Annotated in this window: 18 protein-coding genes and 2 pseudogenes; 9 read left to right on the top strand and 11 right to left on the bottom strand. The window is 70.5% G+C overall.

Features of this window, described 5'->3' with window-relative positions; translation table 11 throughout:
* Window positions 1-7 precede the first annotated feature (7 nt).
* Together SA2016_RS17120 and SA2016_RS17115 are read left to right on the top strand one after the other, a co-directional pair.
* Window positions 8-985 carry an ABC transporter substrate-binding protein gene (locus SA2016_RS17120; protein ID WP_066500427.1) on the top strand — a complete coding sequence of 326 codons (978 nt, stop codon included), beginning with the start codon at window positions 8-10 and terminating at the stop codon, window positions 983-985.
* Window positions 973-2547, top strand: a complete 1575-nt coding sequence (locus tag SA2016_RS17115; RefSeq protein ID WP_218030610.1) for an aldehyde dehydrogenase family protein — start codon at window positions 973-975, stop codon at window positions 2545-2547. Before SA2016_RS17120 ends, SA2016_RS17115 begins: the two co-directional genes overlap by 13 nt.
* Before the next feature lie 7 nt (window positions 2548-2554).
* Here SA2016_RS17115 and SA2016_RS17110 read toward each other — a convergent pair whose 3' ends face one another.
* From SA2016_RS17110 to SA2016_RS17095, 4 genes and pseudogenes are all read right to left on the bottom strand, one after another.
* Window positions 2555-3382, bottom strand: coding sequence for an IclR family transcriptional regulator (locus tag SA2016_RS17110; RefSeq protein WP_066500424.1), 828 nt, complete (start codon window positions 3380-3382; stop codon window positions 2555-2557).
* 77 nt (window positions 3383-3459) lie between these two features.
* Window positions 3460-4100, bottom strand: a pseudogene (locus tag SA2016_RS17105) (MBL fold metallo-hydrolase).
* Window positions 4100-5209 (bottom strand): annotated as a pseudogene (locus SA2016_RS17100) (S-(hydroxymethyl)mycothiol dehydrogenase). The pseudogenes SA2016_RS17105 and SA2016_RS17100 overlap by 1 nt, the downstream one beginning before the upstream one ends.
* 89 nt (window positions 5210-5298) lie before the next feature.
* Window positions 5299-6627 carry a LuxR C-terminal-related transcriptional regulator gene (locus tag SA2016_RS17095; RefSeq protein WP_066500422.1) on the bottom strand — a complete coding sequence of 443 codons (1329 nt, stop codon included), beginning with the start codon at window positions 6625-6627 and terminating at the stop codon, window positions 5299-5301.
* 138 nt (window positions 6628-6765) lie between these two features.
* Here SA2016_RS17095 and hxlB point away from each other — a divergent pair, with 138 nt between their 5' ends.
* From hxlB to SA2016_RS17070, 5 genes are all read left to right on the top strand, one after another.
* The gene (gene hxlB, locus SA2016_RS17090) at window positions 6766-7362 is read left to right on the top strand and encodes a 6-phospho-3-hexuloisomerase (RefSeq protein WP_371326634.1); all 597 of its coding nucleotides are present in this window, start codon (window positions 6766-6768) and stop codon (window positions 7360-7362) included.
* A gap of 44 nt (window positions 7363-7406) precedes the next feature.
* Window positions 7407-8030 carry a 3-hexulose-6-phosphate synthase gene (gene hxlA, locus SA2016_RS17085; protein WP_066500421.1) on the top strand — a complete coding sequence of 208 codons (624 nt, stop codon included), beginning with the start codon at window positions 7407-7409 and terminating at the stop codon, window positions 8028-8030.
* A 65-nt stretch (window positions 8031-8095) separates the two neighbouring features.
* Entirely contained in the window at window positions 8096-10393 is a 2298-nt protein-coding gene (locus SA2016_RS17080; RefSeq protein ID WP_066500419.1) for an FdhF/YdeP family oxidoreductase, read from the top strand.
* A 148-nt stretch (window positions 10394-10541) separates the two neighbouring features.
* On the top strand, window positions 10542-11453 hold the full coding sequence (gene purU, locus SA2016_RS17075; RefSeq protein ID WP_084249611.1) for a formyltetrahydrofolate deformylase: 912 nt from the start codon (window positions 10542-10544) through the stop codon (window positions 11451-11453).
* Between the two features lie 35 nt (window positions 11454-11488).
* Entirely contained in the window at window positions 11489-14008 is a 2520-nt protein-coding gene (locus SA2016_RS17070; RefSeq protein WP_066500417.1) for a GcvT family protein, read from the top strand.
* 88 nt (window positions 14009-14096) lie between these two features.
* Here SA2016_RS17070 and SA2016_RS17065 read toward each other — a convergent pair whose 3' ends face one another.
* The 6 genes from SA2016_RS17065 to SA2016_RS17040 form a co-directional block, all read right to left on the bottom strand.
* On the bottom strand, window positions 14097-14741 hold the full coding sequence (locus SA2016_RS17065) for a GntR family transcriptional regulator (protein ID WP_066500414.1): 645 nt from the start codon (window positions 14739-14741) through the stop codon (window positions 14097-14099).
* A 36-nt stretch (window positions 14742-14777) separates the two neighbouring features.
* Complete coding sequence (locus SA2016_RS17060) at window positions 14778-16358, bottom strand: succinic semialdehyde dehydrogenase (RefSeq protein WP_084249610.1); 1581 nt, start codon at window positions 16356-16358, stop codon at window positions 14778-14780.
* A gap of 80 nt (window positions 16359-16438) precedes the next feature.
* Window positions 16439-16768, bottom strand: a complete 330-nt coding sequence (locus tag SA2016_RS17055) for a hypothetical protein (RefSeq protein ID WP_066500411.1) — start codon at window positions 16766-16768, stop codon at window positions 16439-16441.
* Window positions 16769-16846: 78 nt separating this feature from the next.
* Window positions 16847-17149, bottom strand: coding sequence for a hypothetical protein (locus tag SA2016_RS17050; RefSeq protein ID WP_066500398.1), 303 nt, complete (start codon window positions 17147-17149; stop codon window positions 16847-16849).
* Between the two features lie 48 nt (window positions 17150-17197).
* Window positions 17198-17500 carry a YciI family protein gene (locus SA2016_RS17045; protein WP_066500394.1) on the bottom strand — a complete coding sequence of 101 codons (303 nt, stop codon included), beginning with the start codon at window positions 17498-17500 and terminating at the stop codon, window positions 17198-17200.
* 69 nt (window positions 17501-17569) lie between these two features.
* Entirely contained in the window at window positions 17570-18415 is an 846-nt protein-coding gene (locus tag SA2016_RS17040) for an SDR family oxidoreductase (RefSeq protein ID WP_066500392.1), read from the bottom strand.
* Between the two features lie 88 nt (window positions 18416-18503).
* Here SA2016_RS17040 and SA2016_RS17035 point away from each other — a divergent pair, with 88 nt between their 5' ends.
* Entirely contained in the window at window positions 18504-18707 is a 204-nt protein-coding gene (locus SA2016_RS17035) for a hypothetical protein (RefSeq protein WP_141305605.1), read from the top strand.
* Window positions 18708-18769: 62 nt separating this feature from the next.
* Complete coding sequence (locus SA2016_RS17030) at window positions 18770-21928, top strand: DEAD/DEAH box helicase (RefSeq protein WP_174835402.1); 3159 nt, start codon at window positions 18770-18772, stop codon at window positions 21926-21928.
* A gap of 96 nt (window positions 21929-22024) precedes the next feature.
* Here SA2016_RS17030 and SA2016_RS17025 read toward each other — a convergent pair whose 3' ends face one another.
* Window positions 22025-23227, bottom strand: coding sequence for a globin domain-containing protein (locus SA2016_RS17025; RefSeq protein ID WP_066500389.1), 1203 nt, complete (start codon window positions 23225-23227; stop codon window positions 22025-22027).
* Between the last annotated feature and the right edge of the window lie 57 nt (window positions 23228-23284).

Below are 23284 nucleotides of genomic sequence, written 5' to 3'. Positions count from 1 at the left end.
AAGTGCCATGAAGAAAACCCGGATTTCCCCAGCGCTGAAGAAGAAAGCCTACGGCGCCGCCCTGCTCACCGCCCTCCTCGGGCTCACCGCCTGCGGCGGGGACATCTCCGCTGCCTCGTCGGCCGCGAGCGGCAGCGCCAAGTGCGGCGCCTTCAACGTCGCGGTCAACCCGTGGGTCGGCTACGAGGCGGACGCCTACGTGGTCGGCACCCTCGCCAAGGAGAAGCTCGGCTGCACCGTCAACTACAAGACCCTCAAGGAAGAGGTCGCGTGGCAGGGCTTCGGCAGCGGCGAGGTGGACGCCGTCCTCGAGAACTGGGGCCACCCGGATCTGACCGACAAGTACATCAAGCAGCAGAAGACCGCGGTGGACGCCGGCTCTACCGGCAACACCGGGGTGATCGGCTGGTACGTGCCGCCATGGATGGCCAAGCAGTACCCGGACATCACCGACTCCAAGAACCTCAACAAGTACGCTGACCTGTTCAAGACCTCGGAGTCGGGAGGCCAGGGCCAGCTGCTCGACGGCGACCCCTCCTACGTCACCAACGACGAGGCGCTCGTGAAGAACCTCGGCCTGAACTTCAAGGTCGTCTACGCCGGCTCCGAGCCGGCCCTCATCCAGGCGTTCCGCCAGGCCGAGCAGAACCACACCCCGCTCATCGGCTACTTCTACGAGCCCCAGTGGTTCATGGCCGAGGTGCCGCTCGTGAAGGTCAACCTCCCGGCCTACACCGACGGGTGCGATGCCGACGCGGCGAAGGTCGCGTGCGACTACCCCAAGTATGACCTCAACAAGGTCGTCTCCACCAAGTTCGCCAACTCCGGCAGCCCGGCGTACAACCTCGTCAAGAACTTCCACTGGACCAACCAGGACCAGAACACGGTCGCCGGGTACATCGCGAAGGACAACATGAGCCCCGACGCGGCTGCCCAGAAGTGGATCGACGCGAACCCTGACAAGGTGGCGGCATGGCTCAAGTAGCAACCCTGTCCGAGCCCGCCGAACAGGCCAGCCCCGAACCGGTGAAGGGGCTCTACATCGGCGGTGCCTGGGAGCAGGCGGCCGACGGCGCCACGTCCACCGTGCGCTGCCCCGCCGACGGGCGCGAGGTCGCCGTCGTCGTCTCGTCGAGTGCGCAGGACGCCGAGCGGGCCATCGCGAGCGCCCGCGCGGCGTTCGACGGCGGCCCCTGGCGTCGCCTGACGGAGATCGAGCGCGGGGCCGTCATGCTCCGCGTCGCGGACCTCCTCGAGCGGGACAGGGAAGCCTACGCCCGGGCGGAGGCCCTCGACACGGGCAAGCGCCTCGTCGAGGCCGAGTACGACATCGACGACATCGCGGCCTGCTTCCGCCATTACGGGAAGATCGCCGGACTCGATGTCGGCCGGGTCATCGACACCGGGCGGTCTAACGCGATCAGCCGTGTCGTGTACGAGCCCCTCGGCGTCTGCGCCCTGATCGCTCCGTGGAACTACCCGCTGCTGCAGGCGGCCTGGAAGGTTGCTCCGGCGCTGGTCGCGGGCAACTCGTTCGTCCTCAAGCCGAGCGAGCTCACGCCGTCGACGTCGATCCTGCTCATGGAAACGCTCGCCGAGGCGGGCGTGCCGGCCGGCGTCGCGAACCTCGTCACGGGCAGGGGGTCCACGGTGGGCGGTCCGCTCAGCGCAGACCCGAGGGTCGACCTCGTCTCGCTGACGGGCGGCCTCTCCACCGGGCAGACGATCATGGCGGCCGCCGCGAAGACGGTCAAGCGGGTCGCCTTCGAGCTCGGCGGGAAGAACCCCAACGTCGTCTTCGCCGACGCGGACTGGGATGCCGCCGTCGACAACGCCCTCACGGCCGTCTTCCTGCATTCAGGCCAGGTCTGTTCCGCGGGCGCCCGGCTCGTGGTCGAGGAGTCTATTGCGGAGCGCTTCGTGGCCGAGGTCGTCCAGCGGGCCACCGCGATCCGGATGGGCGGCCCCTTCGACCCCGACGCCGAGACGGGGCCGCTCATCTCGGCCAAGCACCGGGAGCAGGTGCATGCCTACGTCCAGGCCGGCATCGCCGAGGGCGCCGAGCTCCTGTGCGGCGGCTACATCCCGGACGAGGGCCCGCTCGCGGACGGCTTCTTCTACCCGCCCACCGTCCTCGGCGGCTGCCGGTCCGGCATGAGCGTGGTCCGGGAGGAGTCCTTCGGCCCCGTGCTGACCGTGGAAACCTTCCGCGACGAGGCCGAGGCGATCGCGATCGCGAACGACACCGAGTACGGGCTGGCCGGCGCGGTCTGGACCTCCGACGCCTCCCGGGCTCAGAGGGTTGCGGGGGCGCTGCGCCACGGCACGGTCTGGATCAACGACTACCACCCCTACGTGCCGCAGGCCGAGTGGGGTGGGTTCGGCAAATCCGGCATCGGCCGTGAGCTCGGCCGTGCGGGCCTGGACGAGTACCGCGAGGCCAAGCACATCTGGCAGAACGTCAGCCCCGCTCCGAGCGGATGGTTCGGCTCAGGCACCGCGGGGACCGCCGCCGGCGCGGAGACCGAGCACGGGGCCAGCCGCTAGGCACAGCTCAGCGTCCGGCCTCCTGGGAGCGATCCTGGGAGGCCGGACCACCCATGAGCTCGGTGATCTCCTCGCCTGCCCTGATGACCGCCGTCACGATCCCGGGATCCGTGGCGGGATCGAAGCGGAAGGCCGGCCCCGAGAGGCTCACGGCCCCGATCACATCCCCCATGTGCCCGAACACGGGCGCCGCGATCGCATTGAGCCCCTCCTCCAGCTCCCCGCGCGTGGAGGCATAGCCCCGCCGCACGATCTCCGGAAGCTCCTTCATGAGCTCCGCCCGACTGAGCGTGTGCGGCGTGAAGGACGTCAGCTCGGCCCGCCGGAGCAGTTCCTCCCGATCACTCGCGTGGAGGTACGCGAGGAAGACTTTGCCGCTCGAGGTCGAATGCAGGGGCGTGAGGCTGCCGATCCAGTCGAAGCTCGCAAGGTTGGCCGAGCCCATCGCCTGGTCCACGTTGACCGCATAGACGTCGCGGCGCACGGCCAGGTTCACGGTCTCGCCGTACTGCTGCGCGAGGTCCTCGAGCACGGGCCGCGCCGCGTGGACCAGGCTCAGGCGGCGCGGGATGGAGCTCGCGATGCGCAGGAGGCCGACGCCGAGCTGGTACTTTCCGCGCCGGCTGCTCTGCTGCACGAAGCCATGGGTCTCGAGGGCGCCGAGGATGCGGGAGGCCGTGGACTTGTGCACGCCCATGCGCTCGGCCATGTCGCCGACCGCGGCGCTGCCCTCCTGGGCAAGGATCTCGAGGGCCCTGACAACGCGTTCGACCGCCTGCACACCGTTGGCGGATCGCGTCTCGTCCGGGTCATCAGACACGAAGGCGTTCCCCATGGGCCGATTCTGCCAGACCTTGTGCTTCAATGTGCCGCACGTCATAGGGGCAGCGTGCCGGTCGCCGAGGACGTAGGTCAGTGGCCGCGGTGGATCCATTCCTGCAGGTGGGGGGCCTCGGTGCCGATGGTGGTGGGGTCGCCGTGGCCGGTGTTCACCACGGTCTCGGGTGGGAGGGTGAGCAGGCGTGTGCGGATGGAGTCGATGATGGTGCCGAAGTCGGAGTAGGACCTGCCGGTGGCTCCGGGGCCGCCGGCGAAGAGGGTGTCGCCGGTGAAGACGGTGCCGAGGGCGGGGGCGTGGAAGCAGACCGAGCCGGGGGAGTGGCCGGGGGTGTGCAGGGCGGTCAGCTCGGTCCCGGCGACGGTGAAGACCTGGCCGTCGGCGATCTGGGCGTCCGGGACGGTGCCGGGGTAGACGGCGTCCCAGAGGATGTGGTCGGCCGGGTGCAGGAGCACCGGGGCGCCGACCTTGTCGGCGAACTCGCGGGCGTGGCGGATGTGGTCGTCGTGGCCGTGGGTGAGCAGGACCGCGGCCACGGTGCGGCCCGCGACGGCGGCGGCGGCAGCGCCGGCGTCGTGCGCGGGGTCGATGACGATCGCCTCGGCGTCGTCGCCGACGATCCAGACGTTGTTCTCCACCTCCCAGGTCCCCCGTCGAGGCTGAACGTGCCGGACGTGGTGACGCGGTCGATCCGGGCGCGGCCCTGGCCCGCCATCAGAGTTCCACCACGGAGCGGAGGACCTCGCCGCGGTGCATCTTCTCGAACGCGGCCTCGACCTCGCCCAGGCCGATCCGCTCGGTGACGAAGGCGTCCAGGGGCAGCCGGCCGAGCTTGAACTGCTCGACCAGCATCGGGAAGTCCCGGGACGGGAGGCAGTCGCCGTACCAGGAGGACTTCAGCGACCCGCCGCGGCCGAAGACGTCCAGCAGGGGCAGCTCGAGGGTCATCTGCGGGGTGGGGACGCCGACGAGGACCACGCGGCCGGCGAGGTCGCGGGCGTAGAAGGCCTGCCGCTAGGTCTCGGGGCGGCCGACGGCGTCGATCACCACGTCCGCGCCGTGCCCGCCGGTGAGGTCACGGATCGCCTCGACCGGGTCGGTGTCCCTGGAGACGATCCCGTGGGTGGCGCCCAGGCCCTTGGCGAGCTCGACCTTGGCCGGGTCGAGGTCGACGGCGATGATCGTCGTCGCCCCGGCCAGCCTGGCCCCGGCGATCGCGGCGATCCCGACCCCGCCGCAGCCGATCACGGCCACGGACTCGCCCCGCTTCACCTCGCCGGTGTTGATCGCGGCGCCGATGCCGGCCATGATGCCGCAGCCGAGCAGGCCCACGGCGGCGGGGTCGACGTCCTCGTCGATCCTGGTGCACTGCCCGGCCGCGACGAGGGTCTTCTCGGCGAAGGAGCCGATGCCCAGGGCGGGGGAGAGGGGGGTGCCGTCGGCCAGGGTCATCTTCTGGGTCGCGTTGTGGGTGGCGAAGCAGTACTGCGGCTGGCCCTTGGCGCAGGCCCGGCACTGCCCGCACACGGCCCGCCAGTTCAGGATGACCCGGTCCCCGGGCTTGAGGTCGGTCACGTCCGGGCCGACCGCCGAGACCACGGCCGTGGACTCGTGCCCGAGCAGGTACGGGTAGTCCTCCCCGATGCCGCCCTGCTTGTAGTGCAGGTCCGTGTGGCACACCCCGCACGTGAGCACGTCCACGAGCGCCTCGCCCGGGCCCGGGTCCGGGACCAGGATCGTCTCCACCGTCGCCGGAGCACCCTTCGAACGCACCACGACAGCCTTGACCTCGTGGACGTCGGGGCGGTGGGCTGCACTGGTCATGGGGAACCTCCAAGGAGTGGGTCGGGGTGAGGGACTGCTGCCATGATGGCCATACAGGCGGGGGGTCCCGCCAATATTTGTGACGTAGATCACCTTTGGCCCGCGTGGGCTTGCGCGGCGCGGGCTACTGCCTCCGCGCGCGACGAGACGCCCAGCTTGCGGAACAGGTTCCGCAGGTGGAACTTGACGGTGTTCTCACTCAGGCCCAGCTCGGCAGCGATGGCGCGGTTGCGAAGGCCGCCGGCCAGGAGCCGGAGCACCTCCTCCTCGCGTTCGCCCAGCTCCCACTCCGCGCCCGGCCCCTTGGGCGCCCGGGATGACGGCGGATCCAAGGGCAGTGAGACGAACACGTCTGCCCCCCAGCCCTCCAGCACCTCGAGGCGCAGCCGCCCGTCGAGGGCCTGGACCCGCTGCTCGATGCGCCGGAGGCCGTCCTCGGCGAGCGAGAGGCGGCCCTGGCCGTCGTCCCGGATGTCCACGAGCAGGTTCGTGCCGTCGCAGCCCCACTGGATGCGGATGCGGTGCACCTCGTCCTGCTCGACCATGGCCAGCACGAGCGCGCGCACGATCGCGCGCGCGGCGTGGGCGACCTCCCCCGGGAGGGCCCGGCCGTCGACGGGCGGCTCGACGAACTGGAGGGAGATCCCGCTGAACCGCTCGAGAGGGCGCAGATCAGCCCGCAGGCGCTCGAACGCCGTGACCACGGGTTCCTCCAGGAGCGAGGCCGTCCTGTCAGCGGACGCCCTGAGCCTCACCAGTGCGGCCGCTGCGATGTCGATGGCCGCTCGTCGTGCCGCCCCATCGGACTGGCGCGCGGACCGGAGGGCGGCGAGGACGGTTTCGAGCGTGGTCGAGTGCGCGTCGGTGAGCTCTGCTGTGAGCCGCGAACGCTCGGCGGACACCGCGCGGGACTCCCTCAGGTACGACGGCGTCGCCTCGGCCACCTTGTCGCGGATCCGCACCGCCGCGAGGTGCCAGAGGCGGGCGAGCACCGCCCCGGTATCGGGGTCCAGGGCCCCGCTGGCCCCCGGTGGGTCCGCCACGGCGAGGGGATCCGTCAGGACGAGGAGCGCGTTCGTTGCCGACCGCGCGGCGAGGACGGGACGGGACGCGCCGGCGATCCTCTCATCGCTCCACCGCGGAGCGAGGTCGGGCAGGGAGGACCGGATCAGGTCCAGTTCGTCGAGCGTGACGCGACTGATGACGGCTTCAGCCCCGGCCTTCTTCTGCGGCCGTCCGGTGCAGTCCTCCGTGAAGATCACGAGCGCCGAACACCGCACATACGGGGCGAGGGCTGTACGGAGAATCTCGGCGATGCGCGGCAGGGGCGCCTCGGCGAGAGCGGCAGCGGAGTCCAGGAGGGCCAGGGTCTCCTGCGCGGGATCGCGCGCGAAGGCGGCCGCGATGGTGGAGGACATCGCAGCAGTCTAAAGGGTGCCCTACCCGAACGGGTGGGCAGGACCGCCCGAGAAGGCAGTTCCCGCCCCTCCGGACGGCGGAGATGCTGGAGGCAGCCCCTCCCCAGCCCGCGCGGCACCGACAGCAAAGGAGCATCTGTGAGCATCGAGACCCTTCCACGGCAGCGCCGGGTCACTTCGGACGGCGTCCACCGCAGCCTTGGCCTCATCCACGGGGAGGTCATCATGGCGACGGGCGAACTGCACCGCGGAGAGCTGGCCGCCGTTGCCGAGCTGATCTCGGACGCGCCCCGGATCTTCCTCGCCGGCGCGGGCCGCAGCGGCCTGGTGCTCCGCATGGCCGCCATGCGCCTCATGCACCTCGGCCTGGACGTCCACGTCGCCGGAGACACCACGACGCCGGCCATCCGCTCGGGCGACCTGCTCATCGCCGCGTCGGGGTCGGGCACGACGTCCGGCGTGGTGAAGGCCGCGAGCACGGCGGCGGCTGTGGGTGCCCGGATCGCGGCGTTCACGACCGACGGCGCATCGCCGCTCGCTGCCCGCGCCGAGGCCGTCGTGATCATCCCGGCCGCGCGGAAGGCCGACCACGGCGGCAATGCCTCGCGCCAGTACTCGGGAAGCCTCTTCGAGCAGGTGCTGCTCGTGGCCACCGAGGCCCTCTTCCAGACCCTCTGGGAAGTGGACGGGACCCCGGCCGAGGAACTGTGGCTCCGCCACGCGAACATCGAATAGCCCACCCCCACGACCAGGACAATCCACCACGAAAGGAACACATCATGAAGCTGCAGGTCGCCATGGACGTGCTCACCGTTGACGAGGCCCTCGAGCTGGCCGCGCAGGTTGCGGAGCACGTGGACATCATCGAGCTCGGCACGCCACTCGTGAAGAACGCCGGACTCTCGGCCGTCACGGCCGTCAAGGAGGCCCACCCGACGAAGGTCGTCTTCGCCGACCTCAAGACGATGGATGCCGGCGAGCTCGAGGCCGAGCTGGCCTTCAAGGCCGGGGCGGACCTTGTGTCCGTGCTCGGCAGCGCGGACGACTCGACGATCGCCGGTGCCGTCAAGGCGGCCCGCGCCCACAACAAGGGCGTGGTCGTGGACCTCATCGGCGTCCAGGACAAGGTCACCCGCGCCCAGGAGGCGCGCCAGCTCGGGGCCAAGTATGTCGAGTTCCACGCGGGCCTCGATGAGCAGGCCAAGCCCGGCTACGACCTCAGTGTGCTCCTGACCGCCGGGGAGAGGGCCCGCGTGCCGTTCTCGGTGGCCGGCGGGGTCAACGCGGCAACCATCGCCTCGGTCCAGCGCGCGGGCGCCGACGTGGCGGTGGCCGGCGGCTCGATCTACGGCGCAGCGGACCCCGCCAAGGCAGCACGCGAGCTCAGGGCCGCCATCATCTGAGGCGGCCCAGCCCCGCTCAGCGCCGTCACCGACGGCACGACCGCCATCTCCGAAAGGCCCTCTCCTTGTTCACCACCACTCCTGACCCGCACGACATCGACGAGGGCGCCCTCGAGGTGCATGCGCCGAAGACGGCCGCGGCGGGAGTGAAGGCGGTCGCCGTGGCGCTCGAGCGGGGCATGGCGCAGGCCGGGGTCGCACGGACGGTGCGGGGGATGCTGCGGATCAACCAGCGGGACGGGTTCGACTGCCCGGGGTGCGCGTGGCCGGAATCGATCACCGGGAAGCGGAAGCCGGCGGAGTTCTGCGAGAACGGCGCGAAGGCCATCGCCGAGGAGTCCACCGTGCGGACGGTCACGCCGGAGTTCTGGGCCGCGCACCCCATCGCCGAGCTCGAAGGCAGGAGCGAGTTCTGGCTCGGGTCCCGGGGCCGGATCACCGAGCCCGTGGTGGTCCGGCCCGGGGAGACGCACTACTCGCCGATCTCCTGGGGCGAGGCGTTCGAGCTGATCGGAGAGCACCTGCGCGCGACGACGCCGGAGCGCTGTGTGTTCTACACCTCGGGGCGCACGGCGAACGAGACCGCGTTCCTGTACCAGCTCTTCGCCAGGTCCCTGGGGACGAACAACCTGCCCGACTGCTCGAACATGTGCCACGAGTCCTCGGGGTTCGCCCTGAATCCCACGATCGGGGTGGGGAAGGGCACGGTCTCCCTGGAGGACATCCATCGCTCGGAGCTGGTGCTCGTGGTGGGCCAGAACCCGGGGACGAACCACCCGCGGATGCTCTCGGCCCTGGTGGAATGCCGGAAGAACGGCGGCAAGGTCGTCGCGGTCAACCCCCTGCCCGAGGCAGGCCTCATGGCCTTCAAGGACCCGCAGGCGCTCGGGGGCATCGCGGGCGGGGGCGAGAAGGTCGCGGACGAGTTCCTCCAGATCAAGGTCGGCGGCGACCTGGCCCTCTTCCAGGCTCTGGGCCACCTGCTGCTGGCGAGGGAGGAGCGCGAGCCGGGCTCCGTCGTCGACCGTCACTTCGTCGAGGCGCAGACGGCCGGGTTCGCGGAGTACCGCGAGGCGCGCCGCGCCCTGGACTGGGCCGAGACGGAGCGCGCCACGGGGCTCTCCCGCGCCCAGATGGAGACGGTCGCGGAGATGATGGTCGCCTCCAAGGCCACGATCGTGTGCTGGGCCCTGGGGCTGACGCAGCAGCGGCACTCGGTGGACACGCTCAAGGAGATCGTCAACCTGCTCCTGGTCCAGGGGAACTTCGGCAGGCCGGGTGCCGGCGCCTGCCCGGTGCGCGGGCACTCCAACGTCCAGGGCGACCGGACCATGGGGATCTGGGAGAAGCCCACCGAGGCCTTCATCGCCGCCCTCGAGGCCGAGTTCGGCATCCCGTTCCCCCGGGAGCACGGCTACGAGTCCGTGGAGACCCAGCACGCCCTGGAGGCCGGGGAGGTGGACGTGTTCGTCTCGATGGGCGGGAACTTCCTCTCCGCGGCCTCGGACACCGAGCACACGAGGGCCGGGCTGAAGCGCACGGGGCTGACCGTCCATGTGTCCACGAAGCCGAATCTCTCGCACGTCGCCCACGGGCGCACCTCCCTCATCCTGCCCACGCTGGGACGGACGGACGTGGACGACAAGCACGCGGGCGGGCGGCAGTTCGTCACCATCGAGGACTCCATGTCGGTCGTGCACCGCAGCCAGGGCCGGCTGCGGCCCGTCTCCGAGCACCTCCTCGCCGAGCCCGTGATCGTCGCCCGGATGGCGGAGGCGGCCCTCGGGGAGGACCACCCGGTCGACTGGCGCGCGATGGCCGAGGACTACGACCTGATCCGCGACCACATCGCCCGCGTCATCCCCGGGTTCGAGGACTACAACCGGCGCGTGCGCACGAGGGACGGCTTCGTGCTGCCCTCCCCGCCCCGGGACACCCGCACCTTCGCGACCGACATCGGGAAGGCCCGCTTCACCGTGTCCCCGCTGGAGTACCTCACGCCCCCGGCCGGCCACCTGATCCTCCAGACCCTGCGCTCCCACGACCAGTACAACACCACGATCTACGGCCTCGACGACCGCTACCGCGGCATCTCCAAGGCCCGCAAGGTGGTGCTCGCGAACCCTGAGGACCTCGCGGCCCTCGGCTTCGCCGACCGCGAGCTCGTCGACGTCATCTCGGTGTTCAACGGCGACGAGCGCCGCGCCGAGGCCTTCCGCCTCGTCGGGTATCCGACCGCCAGGGGCTGCGCGGCCGCCTACTACCCCGAGGCCAACGTCCTCGTCCACAAGGACCTCGTGGCCCGCGAGTCCAACACTCCCGGCTACAAGGCCCTCACCGTCCGCTTCGAGCGGCGCCAGTAGGTCTTGCTCCGGACAGGGCGAAAACCTCTTGACCTCGTGTGAGCGGCCCCACTAGTTTGTTATATATCAGTTGTATGAGCAGGGGGTTGCATCCCCGCCGCCACCTCGGCAGACCCCCACGACCGCCCGGACCCCCGGAAGGAAACCCATGACTGCAGAAGCCCTCCTCCGTCCGAGCGAGTCCGGCGCAGGTGCGCGCACCCCGGCCGGCGGCGGCCCCGCCGCGGTCCTCACGCTCTCATGTCCGCAGCGCAGCGGGATCGTCCATGCGGTCTCGCGGTTCCTGGTCGAGCGGGGCTTCGACATCACGGAGCACCAGCAGTTTGACGACCGCGAGGAAGGGACCCTCTACCTGCGCACGGCCTTCGGCTCGGCGGCTCCGGTCGAGGCCGAGTCCCTCGCGGGGGAGTTCGCCGACATCGCCGAGCAGTTCGGCATGGACTTCGCGTTCCACCCGGCGGCCCCGCCGCGGGTGCTCGTCATGGTCTCGAAGCTGGACCACTGCCTGCACGACCTGATCTACCGCTGGAAGGCCGGCAGCCTCGCTGCCGAGCTCGTGGCGGTCGTCTCCAACCACCCGGACCTGCGCCCGATGGCCGAGTCGGCAGGGCTGCCGTTCATCCACATCCCGGTCACGGCGGAGACGAAGCCGCAGGCGGAGGCCGAGCTGCTCGAGGTCGTGGCGGAGTACGAGGCGGACCTCGTGGTCCTGGCCCGCTATATGCAGGTCCTCTCGGACGGACTGTGCCGGCAGCTCGCGGGACGAGCCATCAACATCCACCACTCGTTCCTGCCGGGCTTCAAGGGCGCCAAGCCCTACCACCAGGCCCACGCCCGCGGCGTCAAGCACATCGGCGCGACCGCCCATTACGTCACCGCGGATCTGGACGAGGGCCCGATCATCGAGCAGGAGGTGATCCGCGTGGACCACCGCCTGTCCCCGCAGGAACTCGCGACGGTGGGCCGCGACGCCGAGACGCTGGCCCTGGCCCGGGCCGTGCGCTGGCACGCCGAGAACCGCGTCCTCCTCAGCGGCCACCGCACCATCGTCTTCCCCTGACCCCCGACTTTCCACGACCTCCAAGGGAGCCCCTCATGCCTTCACCACGCGTTGTCATCATCGGAGCCGGGATCGTCGGCGCCAACCTCGCCGACGAGCTCACCGCCCGCGGCTGGACGGACATCACCGTGCTCGACAAGGGCCCGATCCCGCTGACGGGCGGCTCGACCTCGCACGCGCCGGGCCTGGTCTTCCAGACCAACTCCTCCAAGACCATGACCGAGTTCGCCGCCTACACCGGGCGCAAGCTCGCAGCCCTGAAGCGCCCGGGCTTCGCGGCGTTCAACCAGGTGGGCGGCCTCGAGATCGCCACGAGCGAGCGGCGGCTCGCCGAGCTCAAGCGCCGGCACGGGTGGGCCACCGCGTGGGGGGTCGAGGCACGGCTCGTGGACCCGGCCGAGGCCAAGGCCCTCCACCCGCTCATCGACGAGGACATCGTCCTGGGCGGCCTCCACCTGCCCGGCGACGGGCTCGCCTCGTCCGTGCTCGCCGTCGAGCTCCTGCGCGAGCGGGCCCAGGAGCGCGGCGCCACGTTCGTCGGCGGCGTGCAGGTCACGGGCATCGAGCGCGCGGGCGGCCGGGTCACCGGCGTCCGGACGGGCGAGGACGTGGTGCCGGCGGACATCGTCATCTCCGCCGCCGGGTTCTGGGGCCCCGCGCTCGGCGAGCTCGTGGGCATGCGCGTGCCGCTCGTGCCGATGGCGCACCAGTACGTCAGGACCACCCCGGTGCGCGAGCTCGCCGAGCAGGCCGACGGCGTCGCCCTCGGCGGCAGCCATGTCCTCGGCACCGGCAACAGCGCGATGCTGCCGATCCTGCGCCACCAGGACGCGGGCCTGTACTTCCGCCAGCACGGGGAGTCCCTCGGCATCGGCTCCTACGACCACCGCCCCATCGCGGTGGGCTACGACGAGCTCCCCGCCGTGGACGGGAGCCAGATGGGCGAGCACTCGATGCCCTCGCGGCTCGACTTCACCCCCGAGGACTTCGAGCGGGCCTTCAAGGCCACCAAGCAGCTCCTGCCGGGCCTCGAGGGGGTCGGCATCGCCGACGCCTTCAACGGGATCTTCTCCTTCACCCCGGACGGCGGCTCCCTCGTGGGCGAGTCCCCCGAGGTGCGGGGCTTCTTCATCGCCGAGGCCGTGTGGGTCACCCACTCCGCCGGCGTCGCCAAGGCGGTCGCCGAGCTCCTCGTCGACGGACAGTCGGCCACCGACCTGCACGAGCTGGACGTGGCCCGGTTCGAGGAGATCCAGCTGACGGACGAGTATGTACTGGAGACCTCGAAGCAGAGCTTCGTCGAGGTCTACGACATCAAGCACCCGCTCGAGCCCCGCCAGTCCCCGCGCGGGCTGCGCGTCTCGCCGTTCCGCGCCCGCCAGCGCGAACTCGGCGGCTTCTTCCTCGAGGCCGCCGGCTGGGAGCGCCCGCAGTGGTACGAGGCCAACCGCAGCCTCCTCGACACCCTCCCGGCCGAGTGGCAGGCCCCGGCCCGCGACGACTGGTCGGCCCAGTTCGACTCGCCCATCGCCGCTGCCGAGGCCCACGCGACCCGCACGAACGTGGCCATGTACGACATGACCGCGCTCAAGCGCCTCGAGGTCTCCGGCCCCGGCGCCCTGCGCCTCCTGCAGCGCCTCACGACGGGGCAGATCGACAAGAGCATCGGCTCGGTGACCTACACCCTCATGCTCACCGAGGCCGGCGGCATCCGCAGCGACCTGACCGTGGCCCGCATCAGCGAGGACCTCTTCCAGGTCGGCGCGAACGGCGGCCAGGACCTCGACTACCTCACCCGCGAGGCCGCGGACCAGACCGCCGCCTCCCCGGCCGAGTGGGTCCAGGTCCGGGACACCACCGGCGGCACCTGCTGCGTCGGCGTGTGGGGCCCGCGCGCCCGGGACCTCGTCCAGCCGCTCACCCCCGCGGACCTGACCAACGAGGGCCTGAAGTACTTCCGCGCCGTCTCCACCACCATCGCGGGCATCCCGGTCCGCGTGATGCGACTGTCCTACGTGGGCGAGCTCGGCTGGGAGATCTACACCTCGGCCGAGTACGGCCAGCGGCTCTGGGACGCACTCTGGGGCGCGGGCCAGCCGTTCGGCGTCATCGCCGCCGGGCGCAGCGCCTTCAACAGCCTGCGCCTGGAGAAGGGCTACCGCTCGTGGGGCTCGGACATGACCACCGAGCATGACCCGGTCCAGGCCGGGCTCGAGTTCGCCGTGCGCCCCGCCAAGGGCGACTTCGTGGGCAAGGCCGCCTTCGAGGCCGCCTCCGGGGCGGCCCCCGCGCGCCGCCTGCGCTGCCTCACGGTCGACGACGGCACTTCCCTCGTCCTGGGCAAGGAGCCGGTCTTCATCGACGGCGCCCCCGTGGGCTACGTGACGAGCGCGGCCTTCGGCCACACCGTCCGCAAGCCCGTGGCCTACGCCTGGCTGCCCGGCGAGGTCGCGGTCGGCGACTCGGTCGAGATCGACTACTTCGGCACCAGGATCCCCGCCACCGTCCAGGCCGAGCCGCTCGTCGACCCGGAGATGGCGAAGATCCGCGCCTGACCCGTCCCAGCACGAGAAGCGGGCCCCGCCCCACCCGGAACCTGACCGGGCGAGGCGGGGCCCGCCGTCGTGCGCTGAAGAAAGGGCGTCAGAGGGCGGCGCGGACCAGGTCCTCGAAGTGCGTCACGTGCTCCTCGGCGAGCTTGGCCGCGCGCTCGGGATCGCCGTCGATGATGGCATTCACGAGCTCGGCGTGCTCGTGCACGTTGCCGGTGATCGGCGCGAGGCCCGCCAGCACGAAGTTCCACATCCGCTGGGAGAGGCTGAAGTACTGGATGAGCGTGGCCTCGACGTACGTATTGCGCATGGTCGCGTAGATGGCCCGGTGGATGCGCTCGTCGAGGGCCATCGCATCCTGGTTGGACCTCACGCCGTCGTGGGAGAGCTCCTCCAGGCACCCCCGGAGGACTACCCGGTCGTCGTCCGTCACGTGCTCGGCGGCCCGGCGCGCGGCGAAGGCCTCGAGCACCCGGCGCGCGTCCGAGATGGCGCGCAGGTCCTTGATGTTCACCTCGGAGATGATGGTGCCCCGGCGCGGGTAGACCGTCAGCAGCCGGTCGGACTCGAGCCGCTTGACCGCCTCGCGCATCGGGGTCCGGCCCACGCCGAGCTCCCGCATGAGCGACTCCTCGTCCACGGCCGACCCCGGCGGCAGGCGCATGTCGATGATCCGCTCGCGCAGCTCAGCGTACGCATGCTCGGCGAGTGTGCGGCCGGCGCTCTTGCTTCCCATACCACAGATATATCAGATACAGGGCGCGGCCACGCGTCAGCGGAAGCGGTTCAGCACGCGCACGGCGGCGGTGAGGAGGTCCGCGTACCGCTCGTTGGACATCCCCGGCAGAGGGGCGAAGCGCAGCAGCCGCTGCACGGCGACGGTCTGCGCCTCGGTGTACTTCAGCAGGCCCTCGGCCCCGTGCCGCCGCCCCACCCCCGAGCCCTTCCACCCGCCCATGGGCGCGGCATGGGACCCCCAGGACGCTGCGTAGCCCTCGTTGACGTTGACCGTGCCGGCCTCGAGGCGCGCCCCGAGCTCCGCGCCGCGGGCGGGCCGGGTCCACAGGCTTGCGTTGAGCCCCAGCGCGCTGTCGTTGGCCCGCGCGATCGCCTCCTCGTCGGAGGCCACCGGGTAGACCGCCACGACCGGGCCGAAGGTCTCCTCCCGGCACAGGGCAGCGCTCTCGGGCACGTCGGAGAGCACGGTGGGGTCGAAGAAGTACGGGCCCAGCTCGGGCCGGGCCGTGCCGCCGGCCAGGATCCGGGCACCGCGGGCCACCGCGTCCTCGAGGTGGGCCCGGACCTTCTCCAGCTGGGCCTCGGAGATCAGCGAGCCCATCTCCGCGTCCCAGCCCGCTCCGGCGGCCACGCGCATGCGCCCCACCTCGCCCAGGAACGCCTCGGTGAACTGCGTCCTGACGGCCTCGTGCACGTAGATCCGCTCGGGGCCGATGCACAGCTGCCCGGCGTTGGCGAAGCACGCCCGCGCGGCGCCGGCCGCGGCGGCCGGGATGTCCGCGTCGGCGAGGACGATGAGGGGGTTCTTCCCGCCCAGCTCCGCCGAGAAGCCGATGAGCCGCTCACCGCAGCGAGCCGCGACCTTCCGCCCGGTCGCACTGGAGCCGGTGAACATGATGTAGTCCGCGGCCTCCACCAGTGCGGGGCCGGCCTCGTCCCGCGGGCCGACCACGACCTGGGCCAGCCCGTCGGGCAGGCCGGCCTCGCGCAGGAGGGAGAGGGTGAGCAGCGCGCTGAACGGCGTCTTCTCGTCCGGCTTGATCACCACGGCGTTGCCGGCGAGGAGGGCGGGCACGGAGTCGCTCGCCGGGAGCGTGAACGGGTAGTTCCACGGGGTGATGACGCCGACCGCGCCCTTGGGGTGGCGGCGCTCGGTGGTCTGGGTGAACACGGGGAACGCCCCGCCGCGCCGGCGCGGCCGCAGCAGCCCGGGGGCGGTGTGGGCGTAGTACGCGGCGGTGCGGGAGACGTCCATGACCTCCTCGAGCGCGGCGAGCCGGGCCTTGCCGGTCTCGGCCTCGATGACGTCGAGGATCTCATCGCGCCGGTCCAGCACGAGCGAGGCGAAGCGGCGGGCGACGGCGGCCCGCGCCGTCGCCGGCGTCCTCGCCCAGGCCTTCTGGGCGGCGCGGGCCCGGGTCACGGCCGCCGCGATCTCGGCTGCGGAGGCCTGGCGCACGACGCCGAGTGGCCGGCCGTCGCTGGGGGCGATCACCTCGTGCTCCGGGCCGGTGCCGGTGGCCAGGGCGGCGAGGCTGGCGAGGGCCGCGGCGGCGGCCCCGGAGGAAGGCGAGAGGTGCGCGGAGGGGGCGGGCGTCGTCGTCCGGGAGGTCATGCACACGAGGGTAACGCCGCGGGCCCCGCGGATGCTACTGGTCGGTAACTAACGGTTCCGCGGGCTTCGACGCCGCGGGTCTAGAAGAGGGGTCCCCAGTCGGCGATCGGGATGTAGACGAAGGCTGCGATGGCCGCCGCCGTCAGGGCCACCGCGAGCATGAGCACCAGTTCCGAGCGCTCCCCGAGGAGGACGGCCACCCAGTGGGCTCCCGCGATGAAGGCGGTGGTGAGGGCAATGGCGAACAGGAGGTAGCTGCCGGCGTCCGAGGCGGGAACGCCGAGCACGCTGACGGCCGCCTCTGCGGCCACGAAGCCGAGGATGGGGGAGGCCACGATCAGGCCGAGGGAGAAGAGGGCATTCCGTCCGCGGCGCGTCGTGGGCCGCCAGCCGTGGAATCGCCGCGTCACGGTCTCGAGCCTCCTTCATGGACGCCGGGTCCGCGCGGTGGAGGCGGACCGATAGAGCTTACCCGCCCGGGCGGGCGCTCAGACCTCGAGGCACTCGTTGATCTGGATGGTGGCGCCGAGGGCGAGGAACGGGTGGTCTTTCAGGAGCGTCCGTACCTCGGAAGCCGAGCGGGCCTCGATGATCGAGTATCCGTCCACCTCCATCTGGGTGCCGGGTTCGCCCCTGGCGAGCTGGCCCACCACGAACAGCGGCGCGCCGAAGTCCACCACCGCTGCCCCGAGAGCCTTCTCCGCCCACGCCCGGAAGTCGCGCCGCTCCCCGGCCACCTCGTCCATCTCGGGGTAGGGCAGGTCGTGGTACGTGATGAGGAAGCGCGTCATGGGAGGCTCCTTCCGCTGCTCGGCTGCTCGGCGCCGGCCCGGCCCGGGTCAGAGCTCGACGCACTCGTTGATCTGGATGGTCCCGCCGCGGGCGAGGTAGGGGTGGTCTGCGAGCAGCGCCCGCGCATCCGCGAGGTCGCGGGCCTCGATGATCGTGTAGCCGTCGATCTGCACGGCGTCCGTGGCCTGGCCGTCCGAGAGCTGGCCGCCGAGCAGCAGGGGCGTACCGAAGTCCACGAGGGCGCTCCCGAGGGACTTCTCCGTCCATTCGCGCAGCGCGCGCCGCAGGGGCTCGATGACCTCGCGCTCGGGGTAGGGCATGCCGTGGTAGGTGATGAGGAAGCGAGTCATGGCCGGTCCTTCCGCCGCTCCTGCCGTAACGGTACCGCTGGCGCGGAGCCGCCAGAAGGGCACATTCGCCTACCGCGCCAGGAGCACCTCTTTGAGGCTCATCGGCCGGCGTCCGGTGATGGTCTCGACGTCGTCGCTGACGTGCTCCATCTCCCCGGCGGCGATCGCGGTGTAGGTCGAGACCCAGGCCTCGTACTGCCAGTCCGGGGCCGGCCACTTCCTGCGGGACTCGTAGGCCTCGGCGACCGTCTCGTTGTGGAAGGTGACGGGGCGGCCGCGGACGGCGGAGATCACGTGCGCGATCTGGGCCATGGTGAGGGCCTCCGGGCCGGTGAGCGTGTAGGTGACCCCGGCATGGGCCGCCGGGTCGAGGAGCACGGCGGCGGCGCAGCGGGCCACGTCGGCCTGGGCGACCACCGCGGCGGCGCCGTTGCCGGCCGGGCCGCGGAGCACGCCGTCGTCCCCCACCATGGCCTCGAGGAAGTCGGCGTAGAGGCAGTCGCGCAGGAAGGTGTAGGCGAGGCCCGCGGCCTTGATGTGCTCCTCCGTGGCGAAGTGGTCCCGGGCGAGGGTGAACGTCGCGTCCGGGGCGGCGCCCATGAACGAGGTGTAGACCAGGTGCCGCACCCCGGCAGCCGCGGCGGCGTCGATGAAGCTGCGGTGCTCGTCGAGGCGCCTCTCGCTCTCCCGGCCGGAGACCATGAGCAGCGTCTCGACGCCCTCGAGCGAGCGCTCGCAGAGGTTCCCGTCGGCGTAGTCGGCGGGACGCACGACGGCGCGGGGCAGCTCGGGTGCCTTCGCCGGGTCCCGGGGGAGCAGCACCAGGGGCTCGCCGCGCTCGGAGAGGAGGCGGGCCACGTGGCCGCCGATCGCGCCGGTGACGCCGGTGATGCCGAGGGTGGGGGAGCCGTCCATGGCTCCGAGCGTAGCCCGGGAGGCGGCCGTGGGCGACGACGAGGAGCGCCATCTCCCCAAGGGCGCACAGCGGGTCTACAGTGTCGCCATGACTGAGCAGCGCGACACCGGCGAAGAGCCGGCGGAGGACGAGGTCGAGTACCCTTCACGCCAGGAGGCCGACGGCCCCCGGGACTCCGGCGATGACGCCAACGCCCTCCGCTTCACCGAGGAGGAGCAGCTCATCCACGAGCAGATCCGCCGGCACCGCGAGGAGGCGGAGCGGAAGAAGAAGGCCGCAGGGCAGGGGTAGCGCGCTCTGCACTGCGGGTGAGCTCACCCAAGAATGTCGGACTCAGCCAATAGGCTGAGGGCGTGAGCGATAGTGGGGGAATCGACGACGGCGGTCTGCCGGACGGTCTGTATGAAACACTGCGGACCGAAGCGCTCCAAAGGCGCGTTGTGGCCTTGCGGCCAGGGCGGACGACGACATTCGAGGGAATCCCCGAAACCGATGTGCCCGAGGTCCTCGCACGGCATATCGGGAATGTGGTTCGCGAACGGCTCGCCTCTGAGCGAGCCGAAGACCGGATTGCCACCGCCAATCGGCTGCTCGCCTCGATATCGGGCCCCGAAGCGGCGGACATCGTCCTCGAGGGACCGACGCTCCTTCATGCCGTCTACGACTCGACCGATGTGCGGCGCCGGGAGCTGCGCCGTCCGAGCACTCCTTTCAGCGATGCCGCCCTTCTGACGGCAAGCCACGAAGACCCGAATCTCGCCCACGAACTGCGCCGCGAAATCGAGTCCGCAAGTTCAGTGGACCTGATCTGTGCCTTCATCAAATGGCGCGGGCTGAGGCTCCTCGAGTCTGAATTGCGCGAGCTCAAGGACCGCGGAACCCGATTCCGTGTGATCACGACGACGTACATGGGCGCCACCGAACGCCAGGCCATTGACGAGCTGGTGCGTCGCTACGGCGCCGAAGTGCGGATCAATTACGAGACGAATGCCACGAGGCTCCACGCCAAGGCGTGGCTGTTCCGCCGCGTGACCGGATTCGACACGGCCTACGTCGGCAGTTCCAACCTCAGCCAGCCTGCACTTCTGGACGGTCTCGAATGGAACGTGCGACTTTCCGGAATCGGCACGCCCCGCCTCCTGCAGAAGTTCCAGATAACGTTCGACTCGTACTGGGAGGACAGGCGATTCGTTCCGTACGATCCCGACCGTGATGGCGCGCGCCTCGATGAAGCCCTCCGCCGTTCAGGCAGCAAGGAACGGCGGCGGGACCTCGGGCCGACAGGGCTTGACGTTGTTCCCTACCTCCACCAGCAGGAAATGCTGGACGACCTCGAGTCCGAACGGTCCAAGGGGTACCACCGGAACCTGCTCGTGGCGGCAACCGGCACCGGCAAGACCGTAGTGGCGGCCCTCGACTACAAACGGCTCGCCCAGGGGCGTCCCGAGAAGCCGACCCTGCTCTTCGTCGCCCACCGCAGGGAAATTCTCGAGCAGTCTCTCGCCACCTACCGTCGCGTGCTCAATGACGGAAGCTTCGGCGAACTCCTCGTCGGACGGGAGAAGCCCCGCGAGTGGCGCCACGTCTTCGCTTCCGTGCAGTCTCTCGATTCAGACCTTCTCCAGTCCCTCGGACCCGTGGCCTTCGAGATCGTCGTGATTGACGAGTTCCACCATGCCGCGGCGCCCACCTACCGCCGCCTCCTTGAGCAGTTGGAACCGAGCGAGCTCCTCGGTCTCACGGCGACTCCCGAGCGCGGTGACGGCATCAGCGTTGCCCACGAGTATTTCGGCGGCCGGACTGCAAGCGAAATGAGGCTGTGGGACGCGCTCGGCGAGGATCTCCTCGTTCCCTTCCACTACTTCGGCATTGCAGACGACGTGGACCTGTCGCGGGTCGAATGGCGGCGCGGAAGCTATGACCTGAACCAGCTGGATGCGCTGTACACCGGGAACGACGCCCGGGCAGCCAAGGTCATCGAAGCGCTGCGCGACAAGGTCCTCAGCACTGCGGACATGAGGGCCATCGGCTTCTGTGTCTCGGTGCAGCACGCGCAGTACATGGCCCGGGTGTTCACTCGGGCCGGGATCGACTCCCTTGCGGTCTCCGGCTCGACCCCGGACGAGGAGCGCGCGGAAGCCCTCCGGAAGCTGCGCGATCGCGAGGTCAACTGCCTCTTCGCCGTCGACCTCTTCAATGAGGGCCTCGACGTGCCGGAGATCGACACCATTCTGCTGCTGAGACCGACGCAGAGCGCGACGGTCTTCCTTCAGCAGCTGGGCCGAGGGCTACGCCGGGCCGAAGGAAAAGCAGTTCTCACGGTGCTCGATTTCATCGGCCAGCAACACCGGGCCTTCAGATTCGATGCCAAGTACCGTGCGCTGCTCGGCGGCACCGGACGCAAGCGCTTGGCTCTAGAGGTCGAGCAGGAGTTCCCGACGCTTCCCTCCGGCTGCCAACTCCAGCTCGACCGCGTGGCCCAAGGCATCGTCCTCGACAACATCAGGTCCCAGCTGCGCCTCACCCGGCGGGCCGTCATGGAAGACATCCGCTCCCATGGGACGACAGACCTTGCCGTCTACCTTCGCGAATCCGGGACCGATTTGCGTGAGCTGTACAGGGGAACCCGCGACTCGTGGACCGGATACCTGCGGACGGCACAACTCATCAGTCCCGATTCCGTCCTCGAGCAACGCATCGCAACGAAGCTCGTCAGCAGTGCGAGTGAAGCCGAGCAGCAGATTCTGCGGAAGGTCTCCCGGTTCCTCCACGTAGACGACCTGGAACGCGCGAAGGCCTACACATCGCTTCTCCAGCCGGACGCCCCGCGCCTCGAGGACCTGGGAGTGCGAGAGCGGCTCTTCGCCCGGATGCTCTACTTCAACCTCGAATTGCAGGGGCAATTCGGTACGGAGGACTCCGCCATCGATGCGGGACTCGATTTCGTTCGCAGCTTCCGCTGGGCACGCGCCGAGATCGAGCAGATCGTGGCCATCGCCGCCGATGCTGCGAGGCACACCCCCAGGGCGCTCGGGCTGGAACTCGCTCACCTTCCGATCCAGTCCCATGCCACGTACTCGCGCCAGGAACTGCTGGCGGCATTCCAGCTTGCTGGGAACCGGATTGCCAATCACCGTGAAGGCGTGGCCTGGTGTCCGGAGAGCGGGGTCGATGCCTTCCTGGTCACGCTCGAGAAGGATGAGCGGGACCATTCACCGACAACGCTCTACAAGGACTACGCCGTGAGTCCAGAATTGTTCCATTGGGAATCGCAGAGCTCGACGACGTCTGCGTCGCCCGTCGGGCGGCGCTACCTGTCAGGGGAATCGCACGTCGTGCTCTTTGCCCGCCAAGCCGCCGAAGACGAACGGGGCATGACCCAGCAGTACACGTGCCTCGGAACGGCTCGCTACGTCAGCCATTCCGGCGAGAAGCCGATCGCCATTACCTGGAAGCTCCACCGCCCGATGCCGGCCGACGTGTTCGCCGTCGCGAACGCCGTGGCGGTCTAGAACCTCAGCTCCCACGCTGGCCGCTGACTGTCCCCGTACGGCACGGCGGCCCGCACCGGAAAGGTGCGGGCCGCCGTCGTGCGTCGGGGTGCGCTGCTACTCGGTGTCTGCCTGCCAGAGGTCGGGGCCGAACACCTCGTACTGGATCTTCTTGGCGGGGGTGCCCCGGCCGATCAGCTGGCTGCGCACGGCCTTCATGAAGGGCAGCGGGCCGCACAGGTAGTAGGTCGCATCCGCGGGGAGCCCGACTGCACTGAGGTCCATGAAGCCCTCGTGCTCGCCGGCCGCGAGCTCCCGCCCGGGCTGCTCGTACCACGCCTCCAGGCTTGCGTTCGGCAGGGACCCGAGGTCCCGGGAGACCTGGTCGCGCAGCGGGAAGCTCTCCGGCGAGGTGCCGGCGTGCAGGAACAGCACCTCGCGCTGGGAGCCCTGGGCCGCGAGGTGGCTGAGCATGCCGGCGAACGGGGTGACGCCGATGCCAGCGCTGGCGAACACCACGGGGCCGTCTCCCTCGGCGAGGACCACGTCCCCGAACGGTGCGGAGAGGATGATCTCGTCGCCCACCTCGAGGGAGTCGTGGATGAGGGTCGAGACCTCGCCTGCCGGACGTCCGGCGTCGTGGACCCGCTTGACGGCGAAGGTGCGGTGGTGGCCGTCGTCGGCCCGGGTGAGGCTGTACTGGCGGGGCTGGTGGAGCTGGTCCTCCGTGGGCATCTGGACCGTGACGTACTGGCCCGGCCGGGACGGGTAGACGTCGCGCTCGTCGGTCCGCTCGACCACGATCGAGACGACGTCGTCCGTCTCGGGCCGCTTCTCCACCACACGCCACGTGCGCCAGATGTTCTCGGGCTGGCCGCCGAAGTCCGCGTACAGCCCCCGCTCGAGGTTGATCAGGGTGTTGGCCATCAGCCAGTACACCTCGTCCCAGGCGGCGGCCACCTCGGGCGTGACGGCCTCGCCGAGCACATCCGCGATGGCCCAGAAGAGGTGCTCGTGGACCACCTCGTACTGCTTGGGGGTCACGGCGAGGGCGGCGTGCTTGTGGCTGATGCGGGAGAGCAGGGCCTCGGGCACCTCGCCCGGGCGCTCCAGCAGCATGGAGGCATAGGCGGCAACGGAACCGGCGAGGGCCTGCTGCTGCTGGCCGTCCGCCTGGTTCCCGCGGTTGAACACGCCGTTGAACAGCTCCGGGTGGGCCTGGAAGAGGTGGTCGTAGAAGCGCTGGGCGATCGTCTGGATGTTCTCCCCGACGGCGGGGAGGGTCGCCTTGATGATGGGCGCGGACGTTTCAGAGAGCATGCTGGGTTACTCCTCACGGGCACCACGGAGGGGCGCCCTCGGGCGGAACGGAGGTGG

It is taken from the genome of Sinomonas atrocyanea, assembly GCF_001577305.1.
Taxonomy (GTDB): Bacteria; Actinomycetota; Actinomycetes; order Actinomycetales; family Micrococcaceae; genus Sinomonas; species Sinomonas atrocyanea.
The sequence above is the reverse complement of the archived record's forward strand: the minus strand, read 5'-3'. Positions and strand labels throughout refer to the sequence as shown.